Annotated in this window: 30 protein-coding genes and 1 pseudogene; 5 read left to right on the top strand and 26 right to left on the bottom strand. The window is 62.2% G+C overall.

The annotated features are described in order from the left end of the window. Positions 1 to 133: 133 nt before the first annotated feature. Positions 134 to 361: pseudogene (locus ON39_RS50990) on the top strand (IS1380 family transposase); the annotation flags it as partial. A gap of 72 nt (positions 362 to 433) precedes the next feature. Here ON39_RS50990 and ON39_RS39875 read toward each other — a convergent pair. From ON39_RS39875 to ON39_RS39770, 25 genes are all read right to left on the bottom strand, one after another. Beyond that, positions 434 to 886 carry a hypothetical protein gene (locus ON39_RS39875; protein ID WP_157195613.1) on the bottom strand — a complete coding sequence of 151 codons (453 nt, stop codon included), beginning with the start codon at positions 884 to 886 and terminating at the stop codon, positions 434 to 436. Between the two features lie 103 nt (positions 887 to 989). Continuing rightward, complete coding sequence (locus ON39_RS39870) at positions 990 to 1,340, bottom strand: phage tail fiber protein (protein WP_040741998.1); 351 nt, start codon at positions 1,338 to 1,340, stop codon at positions 990 to 992. Between the two features lie 61 nt (positions 1,341 to 1,401). After that, positions 1,402 to 1,737, bottom strand: coding sequence for an LtfC-like domain-containing protein (locus tag ON39_RS39865; RefSeq protein WP_040741997.1), 336 nt, complete (start codon positions 1,735 to 1,737; stop codon positions 1,402 to 1,404). Beyond that, positions 1,734 to 1,952, bottom strand: coding sequence for a hypothetical protein (locus tag ON39_RS39860; protein WP_146251455.1), 219 nt, complete (start codon positions 1,950 to 1,952; stop codon positions 1,734 to 1,736). Before ON39_RS39860 ends, ON39_RS39865 begins: the two co-directional genes overlap by 4 nt. Positions 1,953 to 2,294: 342 nt before the next feature. Next, positions 2,295 to 3,719 (bottom strand): DUF7257 domain-containing protein, encoded by a 1,425-nt coding sequence (locus tag ON39_RS39855; RefSeq protein ID WP_040741993.1) that lies wholly within the window; start codon positions 3,717 to 3,719, stop codon positions 2,295 to 2,297. Positions 3,720 to 3,731: 12 nt separating this feature from the next. Next, on the bottom strand, positions 3,732 to 5,072 hold the full coding sequence (locus ON39_RS39850) for a DUF7257 domain-containing protein (protein ID WP_146251456.1): 1,341 nt from the start codon (positions 5,070 to 5,072) through the stop codon (positions 3,732 to 3,734). Next, a complete protein-coding gene (locus ON39_RS39845; RefSeq protein ID WP_146251457.1) occupies positions 5,059 to 5,358 on the bottom strand; it encodes a hypothetical protein in 300 nt (99 codons plus the stop codon). The genes ON39_RS39850 and ON39_RS39845 overlap by 14 nt, the downstream gene beginning before the upstream one ends. A 62-nt stretch (positions 5,359 to 5,420) precedes the next feature. Continuing rightward, the gene (locus tag ON39_RS39840) at positions 5,421 to 6,809 is read right to left on the bottom strand and encodes a hypothetical protein (protein ID WP_040741989.1); all 1,389 of its coding nucleotides are present in this window, start codon (positions 6,807 to 6,809) and stop codon (positions 5,421 to 5,423) included. Continuing rightward, complete coding sequence (locus ON39_RS39835; protein ID WP_051187699.1) at positions 6,806 to 7,243, bottom strand: phage gene 29 protein family protein; 438 nt, start codon at positions 7,241 to 7,243, stop codon at positions 6,806 to 6,808. Before ON39_RS39835 ends, ON39_RS39840 begins: the two co-directional genes overlap by 4 nt. A gap of 46 nt (positions 7,244 to 7,289) precedes the next feature. Continuing rightward, a complete protein-coding gene (locus tag ON39_RS39830; RefSeq protein WP_051187698.1) occupies positions 7,290 to 8,969 on the bottom strand; it encodes a Gp37-like protein in 1,680 nt (559 codons plus the stop codon). Then, the gene (locus ON39_RS46450; protein WP_051187697.1) at positions 8,966 to 9,721 is read right to left on the bottom strand and encodes a hypothetical protein; all 756 of its coding nucleotides are present in this window, start codon (positions 9,719 to 9,721) and stop codon (positions 8,966 to 8,968) included. The genes ON39_RS39830 and ON39_RS46450 overlap by 4 nt, the downstream gene beginning before the upstream one ends. Before the next feature lie 163 nt (positions 9,722 to 9,884). After that, a complete protein-coding gene (locus tag ON39_RS49340; RefSeq protein WP_146251458.1) occupies positions 9,885 to 10,334 on the bottom strand; it encodes a hypothetical protein in 450 nt (149 codons plus the stop codon). 1 nt (position 10,335) lies between these two features. Then, positions 10,336 to 10,725 (bottom strand): hypothetical protein, encoded by a 390-nt coding sequence (locus tag ON39_RS39820; RefSeq protein WP_040741987.1) that lies wholly within the window; start codon positions 10,723 to 10,725, stop codon positions 10,336 to 10,338. Continuing rightward, positions 10,722 to 11,039 (bottom strand): hypothetical protein, encoded by a 318-nt coding sequence (locus tag ON39_RS39815; protein ID WP_040741986.1) that lies wholly within the window; start codon positions 11,037 to 11,039, stop codon positions 10,722 to 10,724. Before ON39_RS39815 ends, ON39_RS39820 begins: the two co-directional genes overlap by 4 nt. 167 nt (positions 11,040 to 11,206) lie before the next feature. After that, positions 11,207 to 11,539: a hypothetical protein gene (locus ON39_RS39810; protein WP_040741985.1), complete on the bottom strand. Its 333-nt coding sequence runs from the start codon at positions 11,537 to 11,539 to the stop codon at positions 11,207 to 11,209. A 28-nt stretch (positions 11,540 to 11,567) separates the two neighbouring features. Beyond that, positions 11,568 to 11,705 (bottom strand): hypothetical protein, encoded by a 138-nt coding sequence (locus tag ON39_RS49335; protein ID WP_157195612.1) that lies wholly within the window; start codon positions 11,703 to 11,705, stop codon positions 11,568 to 11,570. A 170-nt stretch (positions 11,706 to 11,875) separates the two neighbouring features. Beyond that, positions 11,876 to 12,538: a phage tail tube protein gene (locus ON39_RS39805; protein ID WP_040741983.1), complete on the bottom strand. Its 663-nt coding sequence runs from the start codon at positions 12,536 to 12,538 to the stop codon at positions 11,876 to 11,878. A gap of 102 nt (positions 12,539 to 12,640) precedes the next feature. Further along, the gene (locus ON39_RS39800; RefSeq protein ID WP_040741981.1) at positions 12,641 to 13,090 is read right to left on the bottom strand and encodes a phage tail termination protein; all 450 of its coding nucleotides are present in this window, start codon (positions 13,088 to 13,090) and stop codon (positions 12,641 to 12,643) included. Next, positions 13,090 to 13,317, bottom strand: coding sequence for a hypothetical protein (locus tag ON39_RS39795; RefSeq protein WP_146251459.1), 228 nt, complete (start codon positions 13,315 to 13,317; stop codon positions 13,090 to 13,092). The genes ON39_RS39800 and ON39_RS39795 overlap by 1 nt, the downstream gene beginning before the upstream one ends. Before the next feature lie 248 nt (positions 13,318 to 13,565). Continuing rightward, positions 13,566 to 14,231 carry a hypothetical protein gene (locus ON39_RS39790; protein ID WP_146251460.1) on the bottom strand — a complete coding sequence of 222 codons (666 nt, stop codon included), beginning with the start codon at positions 14,229 to 14,231 and terminating at the stop codon, positions 13,566 to 13,568. Between the two features lie 12 nt (positions 14,232 to 14,243). Then, positions 14,244 to 15,029: a PE-PPE domain-containing protein gene (locus ON39_RS47895; protein ID WP_083894973.1), complete on the bottom strand. Its 786-nt coding sequence runs from the start codon at positions 15,027 to 15,029 to the stop codon at positions 14,244 to 14,246. An 873-nt stretch (positions 15,030 to 15,902) separates the two neighbouring features. After that, entirely contained in the window at positions 15,903 to 16,436 is a 534-nt protein-coding gene (locus tag ON39_RS39785; protein WP_146251461.1) for a DUF6301 family protein, read from the bottom strand. Positions 16,437 to 16,656: 220 nt separating this feature from the next. Continuing rightward, positions 16,657 to 17,199, bottom strand: coding sequence for a DUF6301 family protein (locus ON39_RS39780; RefSeq protein ID WP_146251462.1), 543 nt, complete (start codon positions 17,197 to 17,199; stop codon positions 16,657 to 16,659). A 77-nt stretch (positions 17,200 to 17,276) separates the two neighbouring features. Next, positions 17,277 to 19,484, bottom strand: a complete 2,208-nt coding sequence (locus tag ON39_RS49330; protein WP_146251463.1) for a hypothetical protein — start codon at positions 19,482 to 19,484, stop codon at positions 17,277 to 17,279. A gap of 841 nt (positions 19,485 to 20,325) precedes the next feature. Then, complete coding sequence (locus ON39_RS39770) at positions 20,326 to 21,105, bottom strand: peptidoglycan recognition protein family protein (protein ID WP_040741970.1); 780 nt, start codon at positions 21,103 to 21,105, stop codon at positions 20,326 to 20,328. A 444-nt stretch (positions 21,106 to 21,549) separates the two neighbouring features. Here ON39_RS39770 and ON39_RS39765 point away from each other — a divergent pair, with 444 nt between their 5' ends. Together ON39_RS39765 and ON39_RS39760 are read left to right on the top strand one after the other, a co-directional pair. Beyond that, complete coding sequence (locus tag ON39_RS39765; protein ID WP_040741969.1) at positions 21,550 to 21,744, top strand: hypothetical protein; 195 nt, start codon at positions 21,550 to 21,552, stop codon at positions 21,742 to 21,744. Positions 21,745 to 21,821: 77 nt separating this feature from the next. Next, positions 21,822 to 22,382 (top strand): ImmA/IrrE family metallo-endopeptidase, encoded by a 561-nt coding sequence (locus ON39_RS39760; protein WP_040741968.1) that lies wholly within the window; start codon positions 21,822 to 21,824, stop codon positions 22,380 to 22,382. A gap of 29 nt (positions 22,383 to 22,411) precedes the next feature. Here ON39_RS39760 and ON39_RS49325 read toward each other — a convergent pair whose 3' ends face one another. Next, a complete protein-coding gene (locus ON39_RS49325) occupies positions 22,412 to 23,095 on the bottom strand; it encodes a hypothetical protein (protein ID WP_146251464.1) in 684 nt (227 codons plus the stop codon). A 605-nt stretch (positions 23,096 to 23,700) separates the two neighbouring features. Here ON39_RS49325 and ON39_RS47890 point away from each other — a divergent pair. Further along, positions 23,701 to 24,081: a helix-turn-helix domain-containing protein gene (locus tag ON39_RS47890; RefSeq protein ID WP_083894971.1), complete on the top strand. Its 381-nt coding sequence runs from the start codon at positions 23,701 to 23,703 to the stop codon at positions 24,079 to 24,081. A gap of 417 nt (positions 24,082 to 24,498) precedes the next feature. Beyond that, positions 24,499 to 24,745: hypothetical protein (locus tag ON39_RS50275; RefSeq protein ID WP_040741965.1), on the top strand; the 247-nt coding region annotated here is incomplete at its 3' end.

Genomic DNA, 24,745 nt, shown 5'->3' with positions numbered 1-24,745 from the left:
ACAAGGGGTGTCGACAGCGAGACATTCAAGTTGGTCGTCAAAGGCCGGTGCCGCGCTCGATCACGAAGATCGAACGCGGCACCTGGGATTCTCCGCGTGGCACGATCTATCTCGGACGCTCGGCGCATCCCCGCACGCTGTGATCGATGCGGTGCTCCCCAGACCTCGTCGATGGTCCTCTGGCTCGCATCTCTTCGACCGCTTCGCGCGAACTGCGCGTGGGTCCTGTCCGCCGCGATCGCCCAGCAACCTGTTGCGCGCGGCCGGCGTCCTCGCCTGCGGCCTACCCGGCAGGGCACGCTGTACCACCCTGCGCTGCAAGATCGTCGACGTCCCGGCCCGGCTCGCCCGGCCGCAACGCCACTGGGTCCGTTGCCGGCGGCCATCTCCATGTTCCAGGCGAGCGGTGATGGTTCGCCCGATTGATTTCGCGCTACGCGGGCTTGGTGACCGTAGCGGTGGCGGTGCCGGTTGCGTAGAACGTTGGCAGCGCACCAAGCTTCGGTGTAACCACAGCCGAAAGGTCGGCGGTACTGGTGGCGACCGCGTTGATAGTGCGGGCTTCTCCCGTAGCGCCCAGCGAGGCGGGCAAGACGACCTTGCCGCCAGCACCGATCGCGATCCGGCCGGTGGCGGTGCCCTCGTTCCCGAGAGACAATGTGACTTGTTGGGTGGATTTGATTGCTGCGGAAAGCGTTCCAAGGCCGGAGCCGTCGGCGACGATTCCGACCACGGGTCGGATCGTCGCACCCGGTGCTCCCGCCCCGCTGAAGCCCGCATACACGAAGGCAGGGACGACCGGAACCTTGGTCCCATCGATAGAGGTAACCGGTGAGCCCGGCACCGCTACGACCATCACCTGCGCCGCCGCCGCGGCGGCGAACATCGTCGGTACGGCGGGTGGGCGGGCCGCGATCACCTCAGCTGGTGCTGGCATAACGCCTCCCGGTTCGATTGTGTGACAGACACTTACGAGTCCGAACCGCAGGTCAGCTCATGGCGAAGGTCGGCGTGATCAGCAAGGTGCCCTGCGCCCCCAGGGTGGTCGGGGCGATAGCGACCTTGTCGATGAACGTGCCACCGGTCGCCGCGGTCCACAGACCGGCGTGGGTGTAGGTGCCCGGGGGCAGGTTGATGGTGACCTGGCTGCCGGTGATCTGGCCGTTGGCCGGGGCGCTCCAGGTGGTAGCCACGCGAGCGTAGGCGGGAGAGCCTCCAGATGCCTCGTTGCCGCCGGTGGTGTTCGGGTCGGCGATGTGGACCGACACGTACACGGTGGGGGCGATGTTGGCGTAGGCGGTGCACAGGGCGTTCTTGGTCGAGGTAACGGCGATAGCCATGGAAATCTCCTTGAGAGTTGTTGTGTGATGGGGTGATTCGTCGTCCGAGAATGCGCGCTGGTCAGTTACGGATGACGGTGCCGACGTACCAGGCGTAGGTGGTGGCCGGCGAGGTGGGATAGGTGACCAGCATCGTGTATCGCGAGTTCGTCGGGATCGGGTCGCATGTCGCGGCGGGCACGGTCCAAGTCGCCGCGGTCTGAGTGACCGTGGCCGGCCAGGAACCCAGGGGCGCTCCGCCGGGGGCGGTGAGCACGATGGAAATGGTCGTGCCCGCGGGAAACAGCGCCGGGCCGGTCGGCTGGATTGTTTGCACGAAACTGGCGCCGGTGGTCAGTTTCAGGGGCTCGATCGTCGGCTGGTAACCGAGGTACCCGGGATCGTTCGGTGTGGTCATGTGAGTCCTCTGCTGTGTTCGACCTCGTCCATCAGTTCTCTGGAGAGGTTCAGTTCGGGGATGAGGCCGTGCTGGGCCGCTTCGATCACGCCCCGCAGCACGGCAAGTGCCTCGCGGAACAGGCCGGTGACGCGGTCCAATTCCTGGATGGACGCCGCCTGCGCCGCCTCTACTCCATCGAGCCGCAGCGAGACCACCCGCAACTCTTCGGACACTCGCGACAATGTCGCCAAGGCGATGTCGTTGACCTGTTTTGCCGCGGACACTTCGTGGCGGACATTCTGTGCCGGTTGAGCTCTTCGGACTCGGAGCCAGGCGTAGAAGCTGGTGGCGCCGGAGCCTCCGAGGAAGGTGGCAGCGCTGATGAGGGTTGTTTCTAGTAGTGGCATCAGGTCCTTTCGGACCTGGCGGCGGTTGGCTGGTGATAGATCAGCGCCATTGCGAACTCCAGGGGCTAGTAGGGGCGCCGACACCGAAGGGTGCGGTTGGGCCACCCCTTTCAAAGGTGTTGGTGTTTGTTGGTTTACGGCTCGGACGCCGGTCTGTCCGCAACCGTTTCAGGAGCGGTTTATCAGTGCACCATCGAAATAGGTGTGGGGTCCGACGAGACTGTTGCTGACGGCGGATCCGTATCCCGGTGCCACCAGTGCGCCGGCAGGCAGATAGACGACGAACGTAGCCGAGACACTCGACGCGTATCCGTAGGTGTTGGTGGTGTAAATGGGGTTGCCGTCGCCGTCGGTTCCGCTCTGCACGGTCTCCGACCGGAGCTGGTTGGTCTTCGGTCCGGTGCGCAGCTGCTGCCATGTCGCGCTGGAGCTCGGTGCCCACCACAAGTCGGCTCGCAGTTCGCCGGTCATAGCCGCAACGTAGTTCAGCCCGACGGTCATTCGGTACCAGCCCGAAGACGGCACCTGAATCTGTCCGGCGCCGAGCGAGGAGACTGTCACGCCCGAGAGCTGCCGAGCAGTGTCGAACGTTCCCGCCACGACTGCCCGAGATCCCGCGGGCTGCACCGCGTTCGAGGAACTGGTTCGAGCCAGAGCCCAACCGAATCCGGTGACCGGCATCGGCGCGAGATCAGCGGCCGTCAATCCGGCGATGGCGAAGGAGAAATACCCGAACAATCCGGACCAGTAATAGCTGCTGTCGAATCCGAAGGAGCGGTTCGCCGCGCCGACGGGTGAACTTTTCGCGCTGTCGTTGTAGGCCGCGACGGGGACTCCGTTGACCAGCACTTGATAGTTCGACCCAGTGGCCTGCAGGGTGACGGTGTCTCCGGTGCTGACCGTGGTCGGCGCGTTGACCCATCCGGTGTAGCTCATCGCGGTCGTGCGAGTGCCTCGCCCCAGCCGCACCGCGTTCGCGCGGATGTCGGCATAGACGAAACTGGTGAGATCGGCTGCCGATCGAATGAACAACGTAGTGCCGGTATTGGCAGCCTGGTTGGCACGGCCCATAACCGCCGACACCGACTGATCATCGGTCTTGAGCGCCATCTTCGACAGCGCGACGACGTTGCCGGTACCTTCGTCGCCTTTCTGGTTGAGTTGCACCTGACCGCTGACGATCTGCAGGTCAGCGACCCTGCCGAACTTGTATATGGTGTAGCCGGTTCCGAGTTCCGTGCGCTCGAAGTCGTCGGAGAAGGTCGACCCGCTGGTCTGTTCGCCTGTTTGCCGTGCGGTCAGGGCCGCGATCGTGGCAGCGTTGGCCGTGGTCGCGGTCTGTGCGTCAGCGACGGTCGAGCTGGCGTCGGCCGAGCGCGATTGTGCTGTCGTGGTCGCGGTCTGGGATTTCTCGGTGATGGCCTTCCAGTTGCCGCCGATCGCGGTGATGCCGGAGAACGAGCCGAGTACGCCTGATACGACCGAGTCTCGTGCTCCTTCCCAGGTCACTTTTTGTAGATAGCCGACATTGTTCGTCGCGTCCGGATCACCGACATAAGCGCCAGCGGGAACCGACTTGTCAGGGGAGGTCACAGTGCGGCTCCATCAGTAGCTCAGCAATGCGCCGTCGAAATACGTTGCTGGACCAACGAATCCAAGGTTGGCATTATGGTAATAACCGGGCGCAACGACCGACTCCTGCTGAAGGAAAACGGTGAAGGAACCACCGACGCTGGTCACGATGGTGTCGTTCGGCGTGCGGGCGCCGACTCGCTGCAATGTCCATGCCCCGCCCGGGGCCGGTGCGGTCCAAAGCCCAACTCGCGCCTGGTAGGTGCCTGCGGACAGAGCGAACGCCGTGGTGATCGTGTACCAGCCCGCTTTCTCGATCTGCACCTGGCCACGCCCCAGGTCCGGGACAGCGATGTTCTTGGCAGCGCCGAGCGTATCGAAAGTCCCTGCTGCTACGCGCGTTTCGCCGCTCGGCTGAGCAACCGAGGTGGAGTTGAGTCGGTACAGCGACCATCCGGTGCCGACGATCGGCGGTGAGGACAGGTCCGCGGCCGCGAGAGCGTTGACCGCGAAGGAGAAAGACCCGAACAGACCACTCCAGTAGTACTGGCAGCCGAATCCGAATGACCGATTGTTCGCTCCCACAGGAGATTTGACGGCAGTGTCGGCGTACCCGGCAACGGGTGCCCCGTTCACCAAAACCTTGTAATTCCGGCCCACGGCCTCCACTGTCACGGTATCGCCCGTGTTGACCTGGGCTGATGCAGAGGTCCAGTCGTTGTATACGGTGACGTTCGCGCTGCGAGTGCCGTAGCCCAGGTACACGCTGTCTCGATAAACGCGGACGTAGACGAAGGTCGACAGGTCTGTCGCGGAGCGGACGATGATCCGTGTGGCGGCGTTGTAGGCCTCTTGGATTCGGCCGACCACCACCGAGATCCGCTGATCATCAGTGCCGGTCACGGTCTTCGATAGCGCGACGACGTTTCCGGTGTTCTCGTCACCGGATCGGTTCAGCTGCACTTGACCGTCGACGATCACCAGATCCGCGACCGGACCGGTCTTGAACGTGGTGTAGTTCAGTCCCAATTCGGCACGGCCGAAGGCATCGGAGAACGCTGTCCCACCCGTGGTCTGACTGGTTTGCGTAGCGGCCAGCTCGACCAGAGACGCGGAATTGGCAGCGGCGGTGTTCTGCACTGCCGCCGCAGCCACCTGCGCCTGCGTGGCGCCCGACTGCGCATCGGTGGCGGCGTTCAGGGCCTGCTTGGTTGCCGAGTTCAGGTTCGACCCGATCGCTTCCACGCCGGCGAAGGACGCGGTCACGCTGGAAAGGATCGAGGCCCGCGCAGAGTCCCACGTGACCTTCTGCAGGTTTCGGATCGATCCACCGGTATAGGCGCCTGAGGGGACGGCCTTGTCAGGACTCGTCATCGGTCACCTGCTTGCCTGTCACCTGAATAGCGCCGGTGATCGATTCGACGAGATCCGAGGCCGCCTCCGCGGCCGCCTCGAGCACCGGCTCATTCCTGACGATCCACACGTTGGCGGTGCGTAGCACCTCGAGTGCGGTGAGCAATACCGCTCCCGCGCCGACCGCGGAAGCCGGCGCGTACTGCAGCAATGCCACTGCGACCGCCAGCACGCTGATGATGCCGCCGATCAGCGACACCACCGCTTTCGCGTTGCGAGCCACGAAGGCTCCAACGTTTCGGGGCATGAAGACTCCTTTAAAGAAAGGTGCGCCGGGAAGCGCGGAACTAGAGGATCAGCGCCCGGCGCTCACGAGTAGGAGCAGAGCGTGCCATCGAAATAGGTATAAACGCCCGAGGTGTCGCCGACCATGTTTCTCGCGCTCGGAATGTAGTAGCCGGGTGCCCATACACTCCCCGCGGCGGCGAACACGACAAACGTACCGGCGGCGACGAACCCACCCGAACCCGAAGTATCGGCACTGCCCCGGATGGCCTTCCATACGCCGTCAGGACTCGGCGCGGTCCACAGCACCGCGTTGTAGCTGTAGCCGTCGCCCGCCGCGGCTGACCAATGGACGCCGACACTCATCGTGTACCAGCCGGACTTGATGATTTGAATACGCCCGGAGGGCAGGTCCAGAACATTGACGTTGTTGGACTGCCGTGCCGTGTCCAGAACTGTGCCGAACCGTGCGGTGCCCGCGGACTGTGCGACAGCCGTCGCGTTCTGCCGGTACAGTGACCACCCCGTGCCGACTATCGGCGGAGAGGTGGTATCAGCGGCAGCGAAGGATTCCAGATCGAACCCGAACGAGAACGACTTCGAGCCATCCCAGTTGGAACTGGCGTTGCAGGCGCTGTAGAAGCCGACCCAGCGATTGTTGGCACCCACCGGTGAACTGGCGGCGGTATCGCGGTAGCTGAGCCTGCCTACACCGTTGACCAGCACCTCGTAGGCAGCCCCGGAGGCCGAGACCGTGATCGTGTCGCCGGTCCCCATGGAAAGACCGGTCGCTTCGGCCCAGTTCGTGACACTCAGGCTGCCCCCGGTAAAAGTGCCGCGTTGCAACAGGATTCGCCCCGTCCCGACCTGGACCATGACAAAGGTCGACAGGTCTGCGGCCGCTCGAAGCAGAATCCCGCTGCCGGTGAACGCACCAGCTTGATTGGGCCGACCCAACACCACCGACACCGACTGAGCGTCGGTCATCAGCGGTGTCTTCCACACCGCGAGATCAGCGCCGGTTCCTGTATTTCCGCTTTTGGAGATACCTGCCTGGTCTGTGACGACAACGATGCCGGGAACAGCTTGCCCGTCCGCCTTCCACTGCGCGACAGTCCATTTCGTGTTGTCCCAGGACTGGAAGTTGTCAGAGGCCGATGCGCCACCGACTTGATCCTGAGTCTGCTTGGTCTGCAGGTTCGCAATCGCCGAGGCATTCGCCGCAGAGGTGTTCTGCGCGGAGGTCGCCGTCGTCTGTGCCGCCGAGGCACCGACCTGGGCTGAGGTGGCGGTATTCAACGCTCGGTTGGTCGCGGAGTTGAGGTTCGATCCGATCGCTTCCACGCCGGCGAAAGACGCACTGACGTTGGACAAAATCGATGCGCGCGCCGAGTCCCAGGTGACCTTCTGCAGGTTCCGAATCGAACCCCCGGTATATGCGCCCGCGGGAACCGACTTGTCGGGACTCGTCATAGCCGATCGTCCTCGGAAAGAGCCTCGACAACATCGACTTTCGCGACATTGAGGTCGAGCTCGCGAGGGTCGACCAGATGCTTGAGTTCACCGGATTCCCGCAACTGCTCCACCAAGTGTGCCCGTTCGTCCGGCGTCAGCTCGCTGACATCGGGTGCTGAGCTTTCCGCCGGACGCGGCGCACCCTTTTCTGCCCACTGGCCGGACCCGTTGAGCCAATGCGTGAGACCACGAGCGGGCGGATGATATTCCTTGGTCTGCTCGTCCGGGTAATGGCGAAACCCGAGGTCCCACAGGTGTTTCGACCACTGCCTCAGCACATCAGGATGCACCAGAAGTGGTGAGTTCTGCGGGCCGGGTAGGCCAACGAGCGCCCATACGAACGCTTCGTTGGGATCGTCGGGGTTGCATTGATCGAGGGACGGAATGGTCATGTTCTCTCCGGAAGTGTGAAAAGGGATTCAGCGAGCCAGGTCGGGATCACATCTGGACGGCGAGTGCGTGGATGTCGTCGACGATGTCGGCAACCACACGCATGGACTTGGCGAACGGCATATCGTGATCGCGATCCGAGCCGACCGTGATCTGCCACGCCGGACTCGCGGTCCTCGACCACGCCAGTTCGAGTTCGGTGACCTGATCGACGTAGACCGAGCCTTCGGGCATGCCCTTGACTGTGGAGCCGACCCGGTCGCCCAGGAAGAAGTGACCCTGGCCCTGGTCACCGATCAGATAGGGCTCGCCGTTGGCGACGGTGAACTTGTGGGTGAAGTGCTGGCGGGTCTTCCACATACCCTCGCCCAGGGTCAGCAACGCGCCGAGGGTATAGGCCCGGTCGGCGCTGTTCTCGAAATGCTCCCAGTAATGCGACCATCCCGCATCCCGGACCCGCTGCCCCGACTTGTGTCGCTGCCACGCCAGTAGCGTGTCTGACAATAGTGACGTCGCGATGGTGTTCGCCACGGCGGTGGCGGCATTCACCACGCCGCCGGCGATCGAGCCACCGAACGGGATCTCGCCGAGCGCACCGGCGACCAGCATGCCGACAACCTGAATCGCCGAGGAGATCGCCTCGTTCACACCGGGCATCGAATGCCCGCCGGTGAGAACCTGCACCGCCGACGAGGGATTGACGATGAACTGCGAGGTCTGGATGCCCGTGTTGTCGTTCTGTCGATACACCACCCATGGGTTGGACGGAAGGGTACCCATCCACCCCGGATTCTTGTACAACTCAGGGGCATTCTGGTCCGGCAGCACACCCGGGCTGTAGTCGAGCATGGTGTTGTCGAACACCTGCTTCGTGTGCTCCAGCCCGTCCCACATGTTGCCGCCGGTGCTGGTGCCGGTCCAGAACCCGGATTTGTCAACGATATCGACTACCAGGCAGCCGTGACGCAGATTTGCGCCCGGCCACGGTTCCGGGTCACCCTGCAGCCAGCGTCGGGTCACGACCGCCAACTGCGCGGTCTCCAAGGTGCCCGCCGCGGCTTCATGGAAGTTCTGGAAACGGGAACCGAAGATGGTCCACATCGAGGAATCGCTTTGGAACTCACCGGGTTTCACCACCACACCCCACGTCGACTGATCGAGGCTGCCCCATTGGCTGGGGTCCATCGGATCATCCGGCAATGTCCACAGCCCGCCCTGCAAGCGGAGCAGATTCAGATGCAGCGCGGTCTTGAGCACCCAGACACCGGGCCCTGCGAGCAAGAACTGCCGCGGGAACTGGACCTGTTCCGGCAGAAAAGGGTTCGACCAGCAGTAGATGTGCTTGAGGTCCTGATACGAGTGCATGAACAGCAACTCGACAGTGACGACACCCTGCGCGTCGGTCTTGATGACCGCCTTCTCCAGCCGTCCGTCCCAGCGCGCACCGTCCTTATCGACGGTGATGTGCACATTCTTCTTGGCGCGGCCGTTGATGTCGACGGCCCACTTGGCCAGATAGTAGTCGTAGGGCAGCACGAGCAGACCGGTGCCGGCCTGGTTGAGGATCCAACGGAAGTCGGCGCTGATTTCCGCGCCGCACACACCACGCAAGTTCCAGTCGCCATCCCACAAACGGATCAGCGGCCGCGAGAATCGCTGCTGCTTACGGGTGGCCTTCGCCGACTGTGCATCCTCATAGATCGCCGGAAGGTCCAGAACCGAAGTCACTGCAGCCCCCACGGACGCGACCAGTTACGCGGCTGCACTACCAGCACCGATGCTCCGGCGGGCGCACCGATCACCGAAACCGGTATCGAGGTCGCCGACGTATACGGGGGAACTGGATACAGGAAGCTGACCCCGTTCATCAACGCCCAGATCTGTGAACCGTCCTTGGCGACGATCATCTCTTCCATCGGGTCGGTATCGACCGTCAGGTCCTTACCCGCAGCGGTCGCCGGCAAGGTGATCACACGGGCGCTGTCCCGGTCGACCGCGCCCCAGGAGAAGTCCGGCAGCGTCCATTTGCCCGGCGCCGAGCAGACCCACTTCAACCACATCGGCTGGTCGGTCGGGTTGGCGATGGTGATGGCGCCGGACTGACTCTTCCCGGCACCGGTGGTGTCCATCGTGGAGGTCCACGTGCCGGTCACATCGGACTCGACCCACCAGGGATTACCTGCGGTGCAGGTCATCACGACCTTGCCGATCGACTTCAAATGCGGATCCTTGTCCGGCTTGAAGTCCGGCTGCTCGGACATTCGCAACTTCAGCGAACGTGTACCGAAATCGGTCGTGATAGTCAGAGTCGTGTCACGGTCGTAGGCCCAAGCCTTCCGCCAAGCCGAGTCCGTTGCCTCCCACGATCGGCCCGCGGTCTGAAAAACATTGACCGCGAAGACGACATCGCGCTTGTTCGTCCGGTAACCGCCGAACGACGAACCGGCCTGAAACGCCGACTGGTTCCAGATCGTCGTCACCGGCGCGTCGTATAGTCCAGTCGGCGACGTAGCCAACTCCACACCCTCACGACCACTCCCCTGACCGGCGATGGTCCATTGCGAACCATCGACTCCGGTCACCGTGATCATCGCAGCATTAGACGCCACAAATTCACCTCAATCCATATTTTTGTCACAGCCGCTAATGAATCAATTCCCATTGCGCTGCAAGAACTTTCAGTCGTCCCACGATGTCTTCGGTGTTCGACATCGAAATATTCACCGTCGCCGGTTGCCCGCCAGGGGCGGGCGCCGCAAGTCCGCCCCGGCTACCGGACCCACCTCCCTGCGAGCGCGCCGCCAGCATTTTCTGCAGAAAGTACGGGTCAGCGTTCAGTGCCTGCAGGAAAGGGCGGTTCACCGCCGTCGAGCGCGCATTCATCACGAACTCGCCATCAGAGAGCCAGGCGGGGATCTTGTCACCGATCGATGAACCCGGCCCTTTGATATCGCCACCGGAGGCGTAGGCGGGCACATTCGCCGGATGGCGTCCGGCACCGAGGTTTCCACTGTCTTGCAGGAATCTTTGGAGCATCCTGCTCGCTGCACTGTTCTGGTTCATTCTCGTATCGATTCGTTTGCCATCGCCCACCTCAGCTCACGAAGATCGAGAGATACAGACCGCTTGCAATGGCCTGCCCAGAACCGTTCTGATGCAGGCGCACATCGAGGACGTCGCCAGCACGCAGCACAGGCTGTGAGGTGAGAGGAACGGTGACCGGCATTTCGGGGGCCAGGTTGATTCCTGAGACCATGGTGAGACTCGCGAAGGTCTGTAGCACAACGCCGTTGCGTAGCTGGCGCACGCTGATAGTGGTGTTGTTGGTCGCAGCACCGGCGATGGTGGGGTAGCCGGGCGGTGCCACGAGCTGGACGTCGGTGACCGTGTCACCGCTGTAAAACGCCGGGGAGTACACCCCGGCCAGGGTCGTGGTATCGGCTCCGCCGGCGGCTTGCGCCGGCAAAGTCGCGGAATAGATCATTCGTCCTCCCAGGTGGATGCGGTGAACTGGTCGATGAGGCTTTGCATCGACTCGTCTCGTTGGGTGTCGCGGACGATGTCCACCGCGGTGACCGGGCGCGGCATCGGCGTGAGCCGGGGCGGGTCACCACCGGCTGCGGCGATCACCGCGGCTTGCACGCCTTGGAGTGCGTCGATGATCGACAGCAGTAGGTAGCTATCGATGGTGTAGCCCTCCGGTGTCGGACCGGTGGGCTCGGCCTTTTCCTCGTACAAATCGAGTTCGGCCTCGGATTGTTCGGCGGCGAGCATCTGCTCAGCGAGTTCCCGGTCCATTGCCAGCGCGGACCGGTATTGCGAGCCGTGTGGCAGCCTGTCCTTGAGCGACCAGACGGTGCGCCAGTCACGGGTTCGAATTGCGATGGGCCCGAAGCAGTCCCGGATGTCGATGCCGCGCTCGAGCAGATCGTAGTCGAGCGCGGCACCGAAACGTTCCCAGAACTCTACGAGCCCTGAGATCCCCCCGGCAGCTCCGAAGAGCCCTGGCCGAAGAGGTGGGCGTAGAGATCTCTCTGGAAGGCGAACCACTCATCGAGCGGCCGATCGGCGAACAGTTTTTCGACGGCTTCGTGCTTGTCGCCCAGCACGATGGCCATCTGTTCGTCATCGCTGGTGGTCCGGCGCAGGGCCAGGACTTGGCTGCGGGTAACCGGTGCGATCGCGATGTCGTCGGTCAGGCGGTAAGGCGCGCGTCGGCGCGGGGCGAGCTCTTGCTGCAGCTCGTAGAAGCGACCGCCGACCTCGGCCTGGTCGACCGCTTCGGGTGTGGATGCCATGAGGTGTTTCTCCGGTTGTGTTGTGCTGCTAGGACTTCGAGGCACGCCGACGCGACGGCTTGTCGATCGCCTCGACTTCGGCCTTCTCGGCGTGGCCGAGCTTGAAGACCGCGTTCACGTACTCGGTCGCGTTGGAAACGATGTAGTCGTCGACACCGTCAGTCATGACGATGGGGTACTCGGTGGGGATGGCGGACACGGTGGTCTCGCTTTCTTCTCCGGCAAGGATGAATACGGAAAGTTGTGGGGCGCGCCATGACCGGAGACGCATGGCACGCCCCACGCCCGGGTCCAAGACTCGGGAGTTCTAGAGCCCGCCAGGAGACGGGAAGGGCATCAGGCCGCGTTGGGGATACCGGTCTGCGTCAGGATCTTCTTCCAGCCGGCCCCGCCGAAGCCGTGCGCGACCGCGTAGCCCGCGGTGTCATCCTTGAACGCGACCATGGTGAGTTTCTGCGCGAGAACCTCGGTGGGGTTCCACTGCTCGCCGCCGAACTTGCTGACCGCGACCTTCGGCAGCACCTTGTAGACGTAGATCGGGTTGGCGTCGTTGCCGTCCTTGCCGATGATGATCGCCGAGTAGTAGGTGATCTCTTCGGATGCCGGCTGGGCGAAGAACACTTCACCGGAGGTGGCATTGGCCTTGATGGCCGCCACGTTGGTGCTGGTGGTCAGCTGCAGGGTGAGCGCGGTCGTCTGCTGCGGCTGGAACTCGATAGTGGTGATGTCGCTGGTGATGTCGTTGCGCACCGGCTGCAGTTCACCGTAGGACTCGATCGGCGCGGCGGTGATGCCGCGAGCGAAGGCGACGCCGGTCTTCTTGTCGATCAGGCCGACGGGCTGGTAGGCCGGCGGCAGCGTCTGCAGAGCGCCGGAGGCGTCGGTCAGCGCCGACGGCGCCGCAGTGTAGTGCGGCGCGATGAATACGGCCGCGTCGAGCGGCTTGAGCAGCAGCGAACGCTGCGCGTTCTTCAGCGCGGTGAGATTGGTGGCAGGCATGTGTCTCCATTCGAGCGCCCGCGAGTGCGGGCACGGTTACGGGAATCGGCACCGAGCGGCGCCGGTAAAGGGCCCCCGACAGGGGCCGGATTTCGCCCCCGCCTACTGGCGGCGGGCTTCGATCGAGAACGCGACCTCGACCATCTGGTTAAGCGGATCGAGGTCGGGCACCTCGGTGAGACCGCGGCCACGGCGCAGGATCGGGGCCTGGAATTTCGGTTCCTCAGCCGCGATTTCCTCGGTGTAATCGACGAGTACACCGTTGACACGGCTGGCCGGAGCGCCGAGCATCGCGGTACGTATCTGCACCGAAAGCTGCTGTGCCTCAGAACGAGTGGCACCGAAGGCGACCACGCTGACCTTCGCCTTGTAGGTGATCGCGTTGATGTCGAGCGTTCCGCCGGTCGTACGCACCCAGATCAAGGGCAGCTTCGACTGCAGGTCCGCTGACGTCGCGGGCAAGGTGGCGACGGTGGTGGCGGTCGGAGTGAACAGATCGACCATGAATTGCTCGAAGTCGGGGAACTCTCCCGGCGTGGGATAGGTTGCCATTACGCCGATTCCGGTGCTGGGCCGATAGTCACCGCGGCCCCGAGGGTGCCGGAGGGAGCTTCTGGAGCCGGTACGGGAATCGCGTCCGTTACCGTCATCGCCACACCCTGGGCCAGGTTGGACAGGACATTGATGTCGGCCTTCAAGGTTGCCAGTCGGGCGACGACGGCTTGGACATCGGTGAGTATGCGTTCGGCGAGACCGCGCGGGTCATCGGAACTGGGCACGAGGTTCTCCAAGATGTTGGGTTCACGGGTTACCCGTGGAAACGAATAGTTCGGATACGGTCCGACCGGACGGCGATCGCGGCGGTGCGGGACCCTCGGGGTTTCCACGAACCCCGTTCTGGCGCTACGGCTTACAGTCCGAGCAACGGCAGCAACAGCGGAAGGATCACGCTGATCAGCTTGAGGACGTCGACGACGGTACTGAGCACTTCTCATCACCCCCTTTCACTCCTGCGAGCGGGAGCTTTTCAGCGCACGTGACTCAGATATGTGGACAGTCGGTCACGCAACGGATCGTTCGTGACTGTCGCGCCGTAGGGCGCGGACTTGATCACATTGATGGTGGTGCTCCGGTCGATCTGCGGACCAATACGCTGTTCGAGGGTGCGCAATTGAGGTTGCACCAGCTTCGGGGCGGTCTGTCGCAGATTCTGCGATGCCGACGACAAGGTCTGCACGACGGAGGTGACGGTGCTCGTCAACGCCGTGGCAGCACCTGCGGCAGCGGCCCCCGTCGGCCCGGTGACGGCGCCTACCAGCGCCGAGATGGCGGCTTCGCCGCCGGCGGCGACGATTTCGTTGCGGGTTCCTTTGTAGATGTTGTACCAGTTGTGCCACTGGAGGAACGGGAACAGCGAACCGACCGGAGCCGTGGAGAGAAAGCCGCCACCATCGGCCGGGCCGTGTTCTTCCTCGACTTCACCGCCCGAAGCGTAAGCCTTCGTTCTGAACAGCGCCTTACCCAATGCCTGCCCAGCGCCGCTAGCTATGGCGGACCATTGAAGAAAAGAGGCCAAGCGGCCGTGGTTCGAAACCGACAGCGCGCCATCATCATAGCCTGAGCGGCGACCTTCCAATTCACCATCGGCGAAACGCACGAATTGCGCATTGTTTCGTACTTCTTCGAAAGACATTTCGACCATCCATCAAGTTCTTAGCGGAGACAACGGTTGGTAGGCATTGAGTAGCGCAACCAGCCGGTCGCAGTAACCGCTGGTTCGGTACATAGCGTTGTGGGCGCCGCCGCGGAGGTAACCATCCATGAGCGCCGCGGCCTGAGACCACGACCGCCAGTGGTGGACCGGGTCGCGCCACCAGTCGCACCGGTTCGGCTGCCAGCGATTGCTGTGGATGCGTTCGGCCAGCGCGCTCCCCCACCCGCCCATAGCGGCGAAGCTGAACGCAGACACGGTGTCGGCGAGTGTGCGAAGTGGTGAATCTGCGGGACAGCAGGTAATCCCATCGGCATGGTGAGCTAATTCCCAGGTCGGGATATCCTCGGGCCACGGTCCGTGCTGACCGTTGATACCGAATCCCACCGCATCCGGAGAAATCGAATCGCCCTCCCTTCGCAGGGGATTCGCGATATTGGCAGCCCATTCGACCTCGCAGTCCAAATACTCGCCTCGAGCCTTCGCTTCCAAAAAACGAGTGACCACCATAGCGCCAAGGCTGTATCCGAGGATTCCTACACGATTCGGGGTAGCACGGATTTCCGCGGCGAGCGCTTCGACACCCTGCGCCACCGACTGTTCTTCAGAACAGCCGTCGTAGTAAATTTCTGGATTGGCCGGACCGATGCTGGCCGGATAGTCGATGTCAGGGCCGATCGAGTACTTAGTGCGGTCAAGCCTTCGCGTGACGAACGAGAGCATGTTCGCCGGCGCACCCAAGCGTTCTCCGGTGCCACGACACGTCAAAACTGTGATCACGCGGGCAGCCTTTCTAATGCTACTCAATACCCTGTGCAGGGATCCATTTCGATGTATTGGAGAAGTCCCGCCCCCGGAGTAAGGGAACATCTCCGGGGGCGGGACCGTGACGCCCCTGCGCTGCGACATCGTCTGCGACCGCGGACCACCCGCGGGAAACGGGCGCGCAAGGGGCGAGGCATGCGGAACGCTCTGAACCCGCTTTCAACTTAATAGTTGTTCGGGGGCGTGCCGCATGGGCTGGGAGTAACGGTGACAGCACCGTCAAGCTTCTTGTAAGCGAGAAGCGAGCAACTCGGGGAAGGAGTTCCGATTCGTTTCTTGCCTGTGGCCTAAGCCTAACGTGCCGTTTGTGACAAACAGTTCGAAAGTGACCAACAGCGCTGGTAAGTGACAGTTTTCAGGTTAGCCGCGCACCCGGCCGGGTGAGTTGATCGAGCCATATCCAGAGTAATAGCGCCAACACGCCGGTTGACAGCGGCGGGATGCTGTACTGGCCACGCCCCTGGTCACCGTGGCTGCACCTGTCGATAGTATTCTCACCGAGACCCAGAATTCGGGTGCTGCCGGCTACTCGAAACTTCCGGCGATCGTGCCACTCGCAGGTGGATGTAGGAAGGCTAGGTGTCCGGTGCCCGGCATCTCAATAATGGAGATTGGGTGCCGGGGCCAGGGCCTAGGCGAATCTCGACTACGTCGGCGCGAGAGCGCGCACTACCAGTGCGCCGGTCCCAGATCGATCGACATGATGTCGGACAGATCTTCGGCAGGCGCTCTACTTGGGTACGCCGACGTCACGGCACGCGTACTCTATTCCGAGGCGCAGACCTCTATATTTCACGGCTCCGCGACGTTTCGACGAGCAGCCGAAAATCAATCAAAACGCCAGACTCTCTCCTGATCGGGGTTGGCTTCTTCCTCGATCCGTTTGTCGATACCATCCCGCCATGCCTTGTACACGGGGCTGATCAACTCAACGTCACCTGAGTGATCGCGGACAGATATCTGAAGAACCAGGTTGGGCAGATCCCAGCGCAAGCCACGACTCGGGTTTATCCACCATCCTGTTGGACATTGCCCCACTAATACGAACACACGCTGTACAAGCTCATCGAAAGCTGAATCCAGAAAAGGCTTCACAGTCGGGTCATCGCGTACAACGTCGCTGAAGTAGAACTCGACGCTATTGAGGGGTCGCGGCATCGCCCGAGTGTCCTCGACATAGGCCATCGCGTCAACCCGGTTGACCTCCAGGTTTGTGGTCATAGTCGGGGACCGCTGGCCGAGATTGCCGACCTGCCAACCGACTTGTTCGGCAAATCCAGGTAGGTCGTCGACGGTCCATGTCCAATCGAAGTCCGTGGCCGCCTGCACGACCTGGACAGTTCGCTCAAGATCTACTCTCATCGATTGGACCTTCTTCCGGGGACAGACGATTGTAAATCATAAAGGTCCATGTACAGCCGGACTTAGCGGGCCGCGGCGCACCGCCTGGACAGCACGCTCGTTTCTGCTCACATCGATAGTCATTCATTGCTCACAGCATGACACTCAAGGCGCAATCATCGAACGCTTACACAAGGCCACTTAGCTAATGAGCAGTGCCAATAATTGCACGTGGCCTACACTAGTCGAAGTTCCAGACTCTATCCAAATCAAGTTGGTCCTCTTGGACGAGGTTTTTATCAATTTCATCCCTCCATGCCTGATAAGCAGGGTTGATCAATTTGATACTCACCGAGTGACCACCGCTGGTTGTTACCTCGATAACAATACGTGAAAGGTCCCAACGTAATCCACGGCTAGGCTTGATCCACCAGCCCGTCGGACGCTGCCCCAACTCATCGAATACCTGTTGTGCGACCTCTTCGAACGCTTCGTTCAGACCGTGTACCAACCCCGGATCGTCCATGACGACGTCACTGACGTAGACGCGGATGCTATTGAGGACTCTAGAAGCACCGAGCTTGCCAGTCTCCTCCGCATAGACCTTGGCACCGGCACGGTTGACGTCGAAATCGGTCATCAATGTGATCGACCGCTCGTCGAGGTTCGCGACCCGCCAGCCAACCTGTTCAGCGAACCCTGTCAGATCGTCGACGGTCCAGGACCAGGCGAATTCCGCAGCCCTTTGCACCATCTGTCGTGCTCGGTCACTGTCTACTCTCATCGGTCGAACTCTCTCTCGTAGCGGAGCCCTGGGTCAGGGCTGGTTGTCAGCCTGGCATATTGACGCGAATCAGGCACTCAGAGGTAAGTCTCACAGGCCAGCTCCTCTGCTTTCGACACCGGTTTTGCCAGCACAACTTGAGGGATGAGGGTGAAGGTCAACGATTGATCGGCATCACGATAGCCGGTCCACAGTCCGTGAGGCAGGATGGGCACTGGCGGGATGACCGGCGTTAGGTTCGACAACACTGTCAGGTCATGGCGGCCGTTTTCGATGAGCCCGTTGATCCATGAACCAACATGTCCGGCTAAAGCACCGAAGGACGAGCCGACTGCGGTGTCCAACACCAGCGGTAGAGGTTGAGCGACGCCGTGCAGTGTCGGCCTCGGGTTGCGACCATCTTCGGGTGTGCCTGGCTTATTACCGGTAGTCTGCCCGACGACGACGTCGTCGGGGATTCCGTCGTTGACTGGCGTTTGTGTGGAGCCGTATACATCAATCTTGCCATTAGTGTCAGTTCTTATCAGTCTGTAGCCAACCTTGGACGGATCTTCCGACATGACGGCATCCAACATGCCGCGATCAATCAGCCACTGCCTGAATTCAGGATCGTTGTTGGCGTCTTGTCTAAGCTTGTGCCATAGGTATGGATCGGTCATCTGCTGAGCAAGAAATTGACCACCCGAACCGTCTGGAACCTGCGCTTCGCCCGGTGACGCCTTGCCGGGGTTACCTCCCTTGGATTCAATGACCATGACCTGGCCATCCTTGTAGGCAACGATGTCGTGTTTATTGCCGCCCTCTGGGCGGATGTTTACCTCCCAGCCATCAGATTTCAGTACCGCGATCGCCCCTGCGTGACCCAATAACTCCTTTGCCTTATCAATCGGATACTGAGCCTTCCACCAAGTGTCAACTGCCGCTTCCAGTATGTCTGTCGACACCCCCAGGTCGTCCAGCCTGTCCAGCTCTTCTTGAGAACGCTTGGAGCCACCCACTAGCTCGTCGATGTCAGCGCCATTGGCGATCGCCATTTGCGTAAGGCCACCGTATAAGGCGCCTCGAAATGCCTCTGCGTCGTCGATAAACGCCATGATTCCCAGCAGTTGCGGCCGGTACTCTTCGTCAACGTCCTCCAAGTCCCACGTAAACAGTTTGAAAAGCTCAGCTTTGAGGCTGATCGGCGATTTGGCTCGTGGAGCCGTGGAACCTGGCTGTTGGCCGCGGGGGTTACCGGGACCGTTACGCAGGATCCCGTTGCCGTCCCAGAAAGTGCCTTCGACGGGAACTCCAGGCTGTCCGGGCTTGGTGCTGGGGAACAGAATCTGTTGGTGGGTGGTATCGGGATCATCAGCCGGACTAGGACGCGTCGATTGAGTGGGTTGCGTAACTGGAGGGGAATTGAGTCCTCCTGGCCCAGGCGTTGGGGTGGGGTCCGTGGGCGCGTCCAGGCCTGTCGGCGGACGGCTGGATTCCGGCCCTGCGACTGGAGGCGTGGCGCGCGGCTGTGGCACCCCGATCTCTGGAAGCGAGTTCGGGTCGACGCGGTTGCTGGTCCCGCCTTCCGAGTTCTTCGATTGACCGGGAAGCATTCCCTGCTGGTACATGTAGTAGGTCAGGCCTAGCCCGACGACTACCCCGATGCCTGCGGTGATCGCCGCGCCTGGACCTGACGGGCTTCCAACCAGGGCACCGGCTTCCGCGCCCACTGCGGCGCCCTCCGCGAGCGCGGCTGCCAGCCCCAAGGCTCCGGCCTCGGCCGTACCAACCGCAGCGGTTCCGGCTCCGGCCAGAGCTCCCGATTCGAGAAGAGTGCCAGTTCCTAATCCTGCGACTCCGAGGCCGGCCAGACCCGCGCCGGCTCCTACGTTAGATTCTGATCCTCTGTCGCCGAGCTTGTTTCCAGAGCTGTCGATCGTGAAAAGGTACTCACCGGCGGAGTTGAGGACCGCCCATCTCGGAGCCCCGTTGTCATCCGCTAAGCGCAGACGGAGTGCAGGGTCTCCTTCGCCTTTAGCTAGGAGTGGTGTGCCGTTGGCGCCATAGTTGATATCGACCGATGTGCCGTTTGCCAAAGGGACATGTTGGGTCTTGCCCCAGTACGTCGGCTCCTGACCGGGAACCACCACATTCCAGTCGGTCGTCGGCATACCGTCGGGACCGATCGTTGTCTCGCCCTCGAATTTGGTTCCAGGAGGAGCCATTTCGAGGACCAGTTGTCCCAGCACGCCCACCCCGGACGGCGTCGGCACCAACCCTCCACTGTCGGGCTTCTCATTGGTCACGCTGGGCGGGATCGCCAACGACGCGAGGTCACTGGGCACCGTCGTTTTCGGGATATCCTCTGCGGAGTATGTGGTCTTGCCGGGGACGAGTGGCGTCGCCGCGGGGTTCCCGGGGTTCGTGGTGATTCCTAGTTCCCCCGTTGGGTCATAGGGATTCACAACTTTCGACGACACGCCGTTATCGGGCAGAGGCTTCCCATCTGGGCCTACCCCGATGATGTCGTATGGACTGACCTGTGTGGACTGGCCCGTGCCGGCTGGGGAGTCCTTCGTAGACTGTGGGGTCGGGGTGTTCGATGGCTGGGCAGGTGTGACCAAACCTGGATAGAGCGGAGCCACAGACGGACCCACTGGCGTTGTGGGGCTCGGAGCGGCGGTTGCCGGCGGGTCTTTCTTCTTGTCGGTCGGCTGTCCGGTCCCGTCGACCAAGCCGGGAAACAGCACCGCTACCGATGGATCGATGGGGCCTGCAGGAGACGATGGTTCCGGAGGCATCGCGAAGTTCTCCACTGTTCTGTGCGCGAAGCCGCGACCGCAGAGCACATCACCCCGGGTGACGGCGATCATGCGGTGAGCTTCTGAATGGGTCGATCCGAAACCAAACCCTCTGCGGGAAGGCGGATCCGAGTTAAAAAGGTCCCACCCCTGGGGTATGAGCAGACTCCAGGGGCGGGACCATTGACGCCCTGTGCGCGGCAGCAACGTCTACGACCGGGGAATCCACGGGAGACGGGCGCGCAACGGGGCGGGCGTGTGAGGCGCACACTCTGCGCCTCAACGACGAGGCCGCGAGTGGGCCATATGGGCTGTGCGGGCGGGCTGGCATACGCCCGCCGAGACGTTAGCTGGAGGGCGGCACCAAGCGGCGCTCGAGCTTGTCCATCCGACTGATCATGTCGGCGAGCGCGTCGACCACGGTGCGGTCATCGAGCTGCGGCCAGCCCTTGTACTGACCGCGGTCGCGCTGCTCCAGACCACACAGTTGCTCGCGAATATCCTTGACATCACTGCCGATCGGGCCGCAGAACCCGCTGATGAAATCGATGATCTGCTGGACTTCCGGTGCGCTCATCGGAGCGTCCTCTCTTTCGATGATGGCCTGGACATCGGTGCGGAACTCGTCCATGTCGATGCCGGCGGGGTCGATCTTTCCTTCACTGCTGTACTCCCTATGGCCGACGCAGTCATTCGCGTCACGGCCGATACGGCGCAAGATCGCGGCACAGCCGCGCTTGTACGCATCCAATTGCACTGGGGTCCAGTCGCTGCCGTCGCCCCGGGAGACGGCCTCGATGCCGATCACGTGGTAGTTCGCGTTGTCGGTTGGCCAGCCAGGCCAGGAACCGCGCCCGGCGTGCCAGCACACCCCCGCTGCTATGACCCGGTACGTTCCGTCGCGCTCCAGGACGAGCTGAGCGAGCGGCCCATCCAGGTCCGGACGTCCGTACTGCACGATCCGCCAGTCATTGGCACCGCCGCCTGCGGTGTGGTGGCAAAGCACGCCACGAATATCGGCGAAGTCGCCGTGTCCACGCTCTCGCCAGCCCTCGTGCTCGATCACACGCAGTCCAGCTTCACGCAGAACGTCCGCGAGCCAGATCGGATCTCCCGTCCAAGACATTGACTATTCCTTTACTGTTTGTTTACGTTTTGCATGACGGGGTCACCCGCGAGGAAGGCACACCTATTGCGAGCGAGAGAAGGGACTTGCGTCCGGTGCCCGAGAGGGTTTCTGGCGTAGCCAGGTGAGGCCGAGTCAGGCAGAGCCAATCACGTTGGTAGCCAAGGGCTCATTGCCAGAGCAGCGGCGGCGCGTTCCTGAACTTGTTGTTGGACAACAGGTTTGGATCTACATCAATCCGACGGATCGAGCCTATCAGCGAGGCCGTGACCGATCCGGGAAAAGCGTCCAACACTGCAGGAAAATGGCTGTTTCCAACGGAGACGCAAACCCGATTCACGCAGCTCGGCCCGATCGGGAGCCACGCACGCAGAGGTGCAACCCAGGGTCACGGCAACCCTGCCCCGTGCTCGGGTCACCGGGATGGACGATAAACTTGCAGCTATGACATACGAGTTGGACCCGCAGATGCCCGAAGAGTTCGACGGTGACCTCACCTCGACCTTCAACGGAGATCGTGTAGGTTCAGTCGGCTTCCCCGGGCGAGCGAACGGCAGTCTCCCCGGAGTCGGTGATCTGTCTGATCTGAATGAAGACGACAAACGCCTGTACGACCAGTTCCTGGCCTCACTGAGGTAGCGACGTCGATACACAGGCCGAACCGGAGCAACCCATGAGGTTCCGATAGATCCGATTTCGAACGAGGTGTCAACAACATGGCCAGCCGCAGGGCCAGCAGACGGTATGACGCGCGCGTCCAGGCGGCGAAACTCGACGTCACAATCGGCCATGTCGGCTTCGAAGCACCGATCGTCATCTGGCAACCCGAGTTTCGGGCAATATTGGTCACCGCAGACCTGAGCGCGGTGGATCGCCGAGAAGCGCTCGCTCACGCACTCGCACACGTACAGCTCGAGCACTCGGAGACAGTTCGAAAAGCTCGCGCCGGCCGCGAGTCCCGTCAGCGGGTCGAACTTCGCGTGTATGAGCTGGCCTGCCGCAACTTGATTCCAGTAGCGGATCTGAGAGAAGCGCTTGCCCGTTATACAAGCGTCGAAGATGTCGCCGTCTGGCTCGAGGTGAATCCCGACACCGTACGCTACCGATTACAGCATCTTTCGCGCTCGGAACGGCGAGCTCTTCCCCCAGATATCATGAATCGCCTCGACTGGTATGCCGACGCGAAGTACCCACTGCCGGTCAGCTGCATCTGGACCAATACCGCGCCGCTGCCCGCGTATCGCAAGCTGCCCGCGGCGCTCCGGCGATTCCGATAGTTCCACTCGGAGTTATGAACTGCTGAGCCTCAGGCAGATCGGCGACGGTTGCTTCGTCGCGGCGCACAGAGTTCGATTACGTCACCGAGTCGGTACACCGTCCGGTTGTCAACAATATGGCTAGGCAGTCTGCCCCGACGAGCCCACTGCCTGATCCGTTCAGCGGAGATACGGCCACCAAGACCATCGGGCATCAGGCGCGCGAGTTCCGCCGCGGTGCCCATCACCTCATAGACCTGATTCAACATTTGGCGGCGGCGATGACGTACAGAGATGACCGCTCCGCAACCCTCACAGCGGACGATATCGATGTCCTGTCGGGCGTAGAGACCGAGACCGCATTCGCAATTGCCCACGCTGGCAAGGGTTTCCGGTCGGTCGATCACTCGATATGCCGATCGAACTACCTCGGTCAGCGCATCCTCCAGACCGGCGACAACGTCGGAATCGTCTGGAAACTGCGGGAGGTAGCGGACCAGGAAACGAGCCTGATCGACAGCGGTCCCCGGCACACGCTGGGCGACGGCGGCTGACACTCTAGTGGCGTAGTCGGTCAGCACCGCCCTGACGTCCCGATGCGCCTTCGCGGCCCCGGTGTTGTAGGGCAGAGCTTGCTCGACCCTCGTCGCGCGCACATATCCCAGCGACCCCGCGGAACTTATGACGTCCCCACGGCTGAGCGTGATATCGAGTTCTGCGAGCAGACTTGGCATGCCCTCGAGGGTCGCCATGACAGCAGCGCGACGCTCAGGACTCAGCGGTTCGGCGGACATGGTTCCCCCTGACTAGGCGATCAGATCGAGCGCCGGCGGCCGCTGCGGGCTGTATCGCACATACACGACTCCGGCACGGACCTCCGACTCGAAGCCCGAACCGAAGGCGGCAGCCATTCCGGTACGGAGACGATGCTTGGTGGAGTGCGGATGTCGAGTCGGCCACGGATACACCGCCCACTGCCCAGGTCGACTTCGCAACTTCTCAGCAAACTGGCGGTTTTCGCGCTCGCGAGCCCGGGTCTGCGGCGGAGGCAACTGGGTTGGGTTTGTACACATGAGATTCCTTTTGGATCCGCAGTCGGCGCCGAGAGGTCGCACGCGTCCCCCGACTTGCCCCACTGCTTGCGACAGCGCCATCGCAGATGCGATGCGTCGAACAGATTACATCGTTGCATGCAACTAGACAACGTGTACATGTTTGTTAAGGAGGATGTGACCCCTCCAGGCCAAGCCATATACCCGCTCTATCAGGCAATTAAACCTGAGAGAGTCAAGATACATAGACTGTGTGTAATTGTCAGTAATGACCTAGGATAGGCTGCATGAGCAATCGTCAAAGCGCCCCAGTGCCCAGGGAAGTCAGCGAGGCGATCCGCAATGCCAGGCAGGCCAGAGGCCTCTCCCGCGACGCTGCGGCACGAGCAGCCGGAGTCAGCGTAAGCCTGTGGACGCAGGTCGAATTGGGTACTCAGTACAAGGGCGAGAAGAAGGTCGACGCCCGGACAACGGCACGTACACTGCAGGCCATGGCCGAGGCTGTCGGCGTGGATCCGGTTCCGCTACTGCGCAAAACAGGCCTCACCAGGCCAGCGACCATCGCAACGTCAACTTCCCGGCCAGCGCCTCTGCTGGACCTGTCGGGGTTGTCAGAAGAAGACCTGAGCAAGGTCGCCGCGTTCGTCGCTGGCTTGAGAGCCCGCTGAATACGTACATCAATACATGGTGAATGTATACAACGTACGATCCTTGTTGTATATCTATCGCTGTGAACGATCAACCCCCTTGCCTTGGCCTCCCCGGCTTCCTACAGTCCAAGGACAGCTGGCAGACACTGCCGGCAACCGTCGCAGCGAAGGCGCTGTGTCAGGACAGATGTCCGCGCAACACCTTCCTGGCCTGCGCGCGTTCGGCTTTGACAGCTGGCACGTGCGTCGGCGATGACGAACCTCGCGTCGCCGACGGCGTGGTGATGGCGGGAATCGTCTGTCGCGGTGATGCCCTCACCGCGAAGTCGCTCCGCCGAATAATCAAACAACTTTCAGAAGCACCGACCAAGCGCCCCACCCACTGCCTGCACTGCCACAAGCCCATGACCACCCGCCGTCGCAAGATGCTCGGCCATGTTGTTCACGAAGGTGGCGGACTGTGTACAGGATGCCGACGAGCAGAGCAGCGATCGGCGTGAGCTCGCTGTCGGCCCACCCTCAGCCGTAGACGGCTTCGTCGATCCTGTGCCGTCCTTCGGTGCCAAGGGGGCGATACCCCAGCCGATCCTGGACCTGCATCAGGTCTATTCGTTGGTTCTTTCCGCGGTCGAGTCTGTGCCGATCGTTGCAAGGCCGACATCTGTGGGAGGGTCGCTGTGTG

The sequence above is a fragment of the Nocardia tenerifensis NBRC 101015 genome, from assembly GCF_000308715.1.
GTDB lineage: Bacteria > Actinomycetota > Actinomycetes > Mycobacteriales > Mycobacteriaceae > Nocardia > Nocardia tenerifensis.
The sequence above is the reverse complement of the archived record's forward strand: the minus strand, read 5'-3'. Positions and strand labels throughout refer to the sequence as shown.

What these genes read in the sequence shown, in the direction of transcription:
- ON39_RS39805 (WP_040741983.1), bottom strand. Translation starts at nt 12,538, where the DNA reads ATGCCTGCCACCAATCTCACCGCGCTGAAGAACGCGCAGCGTTCGCTG.
- ON39_RS39835 (WP_051187699.1), bottom strand. Translation starts at nt 7,243, where the DNA reads ATGACCATTCCGTCCCTCGATCAATGCAACCCCGACGATCCCAACGAA.
- ON39_RS39820 (WP_040741987.1), bottom strand. Translation starts at nt 10,725, where the DNA reads ATGATCTATTCCGCGACTTTGCCGGCGCAAGCCGCCGGCGGAGCCGAT.
- ON39_RS39845 (WP_146251457.1), bottom strand. Translation starts at nt 5,358, where the DNA reads ATGCCCCGAAACGTTGGAGCCTTCGTGGCTCGCAACGCGAAAGCGGTG.
- ON39_RS39840 (WP_040741989.1), bottom strand. Translation starts at nt 6,809, where the DNA reads ATGACGAGTCCCGACAAGTCGGTTCCCGCGGGCGCATATACCGGGGGT.
- ON39_RS39765 (WP_040741969.1), top strand. Translation starts at nt 21,550, where the DNA reads ATGACATACGAGTTGGACCCGCAGATGCCCGAAGAGTTCGACGGTGAC.
- ON39_RS39800 (WP_040741981.1), bottom strand. Translation starts at nt 13,090, where the DNA reads ATGGCAACCTATCCCACGCCGGGAGAGTTCCCCGACTTCGAGCAATTC.
- ON39_RS39875 (WP_157195613.1), bottom strand. Translation starts at nt 886, where the DNA reads ATGTTCGCCGCCGCGGCGGCGGCGCAGGTGATGGTCGTAGCGGTGCCG.
- ON39_RS39760 (WP_040741968.1), top strand. Translation starts at nt 21,822, where the DNA reads ATGGCCAGCCGCAGGGCCAGCAGACGGTATGACGCGCGCGTCCAGGCG.
- ON39_RS47890 (WP_083894971.1), top strand. Translation starts at nt 23,701, where the DNA reads ATGAGCAATCGTCAAAGCGCCCCAGTGCCCAGGGAAGTCAGCGAGGCG.
- ON39_RS39790 (WP_146251460.1), bottom strand. Translation starts at nt 14,231, where the DNA reads ATGTCTTTCGAAGAAGTACGAAACAATGCGCAATTCGTGCGTTTCGCC.
- ON39_RS49335 (WP_157195612.1), bottom strand. Translation starts at nt 11,705, where the DNA reads ATGACTGACGGTGTCGACGACTACATCGTTTCCAACGCGACCGAGTAC.
- ON39_RS39870 (WP_040741998.1), bottom strand. Translation starts at nt 1,340, where the DNA reads ATGGCTATCGCCGTTACCTCGACCAAGAACGCCCTGTGCACCGCCTAC.
- ON39_RS39865 (WP_040741997.1), bottom strand. Translation starts at nt 1,737, where the DNA reads ATGACCACACCGAACGATCCCGGGTACCTCGGTTACCAGCCGACGATC.
- ON39_RS39810 (WP_040741985.1), bottom strand. Translation starts at nt 11,539, where the DNA reads ATGGCATCCACACCCGAAGCGGTCGACCAGGCCGAGGTCGGCGGTCGC.
- ON39_RS39850 (WP_146251456.1), bottom strand. Translation starts at nt 5,072, where the DNA reads ATGACGAGTCCTGACAAGGCCGTCCCCTCAGGCGCCTATACCGGTGGA.
- ON39_RS49325 (WP_146251464.1), bottom strand. Translation starts at nt 23,095, where the DNA reads ATGCCAAGTCTGCTCGCAGAACTCGATATCACGCTCAGCCGTGGGGAC.
- ON39_RS39780 (WP_146251462.1), bottom strand. Translation starts at nt 17,199, where the DNA reads ATGAGAGTAGACAGTGACCGAGCACGACAGATGGTGCAAAGGGCTGCG.
- ON39_RS39785 (WP_146251461.1), bottom strand. Translation starts at nt 16,436, where the DNA reads ATGAGAGTAGATCTTGAGCGAACTGTCCAGGTCGTGCAGGCGGCCACG.
- ON39_RS39815 (WP_040741986.1), bottom strand. Translation starts at nt 11,039, where the DNA reads ATGGACCGGGAACTCGCTGAGCAGATGCTCGCCGCCGAACAATCCGAG.
- ON39_RS39770 (WP_040741970.1), bottom strand. Translation starts at nt 21,105, where the DNA reads ATGTCTTGGACGGGAGATCCGATCTGGCTCGCGGACGTTCTGCGTGAA.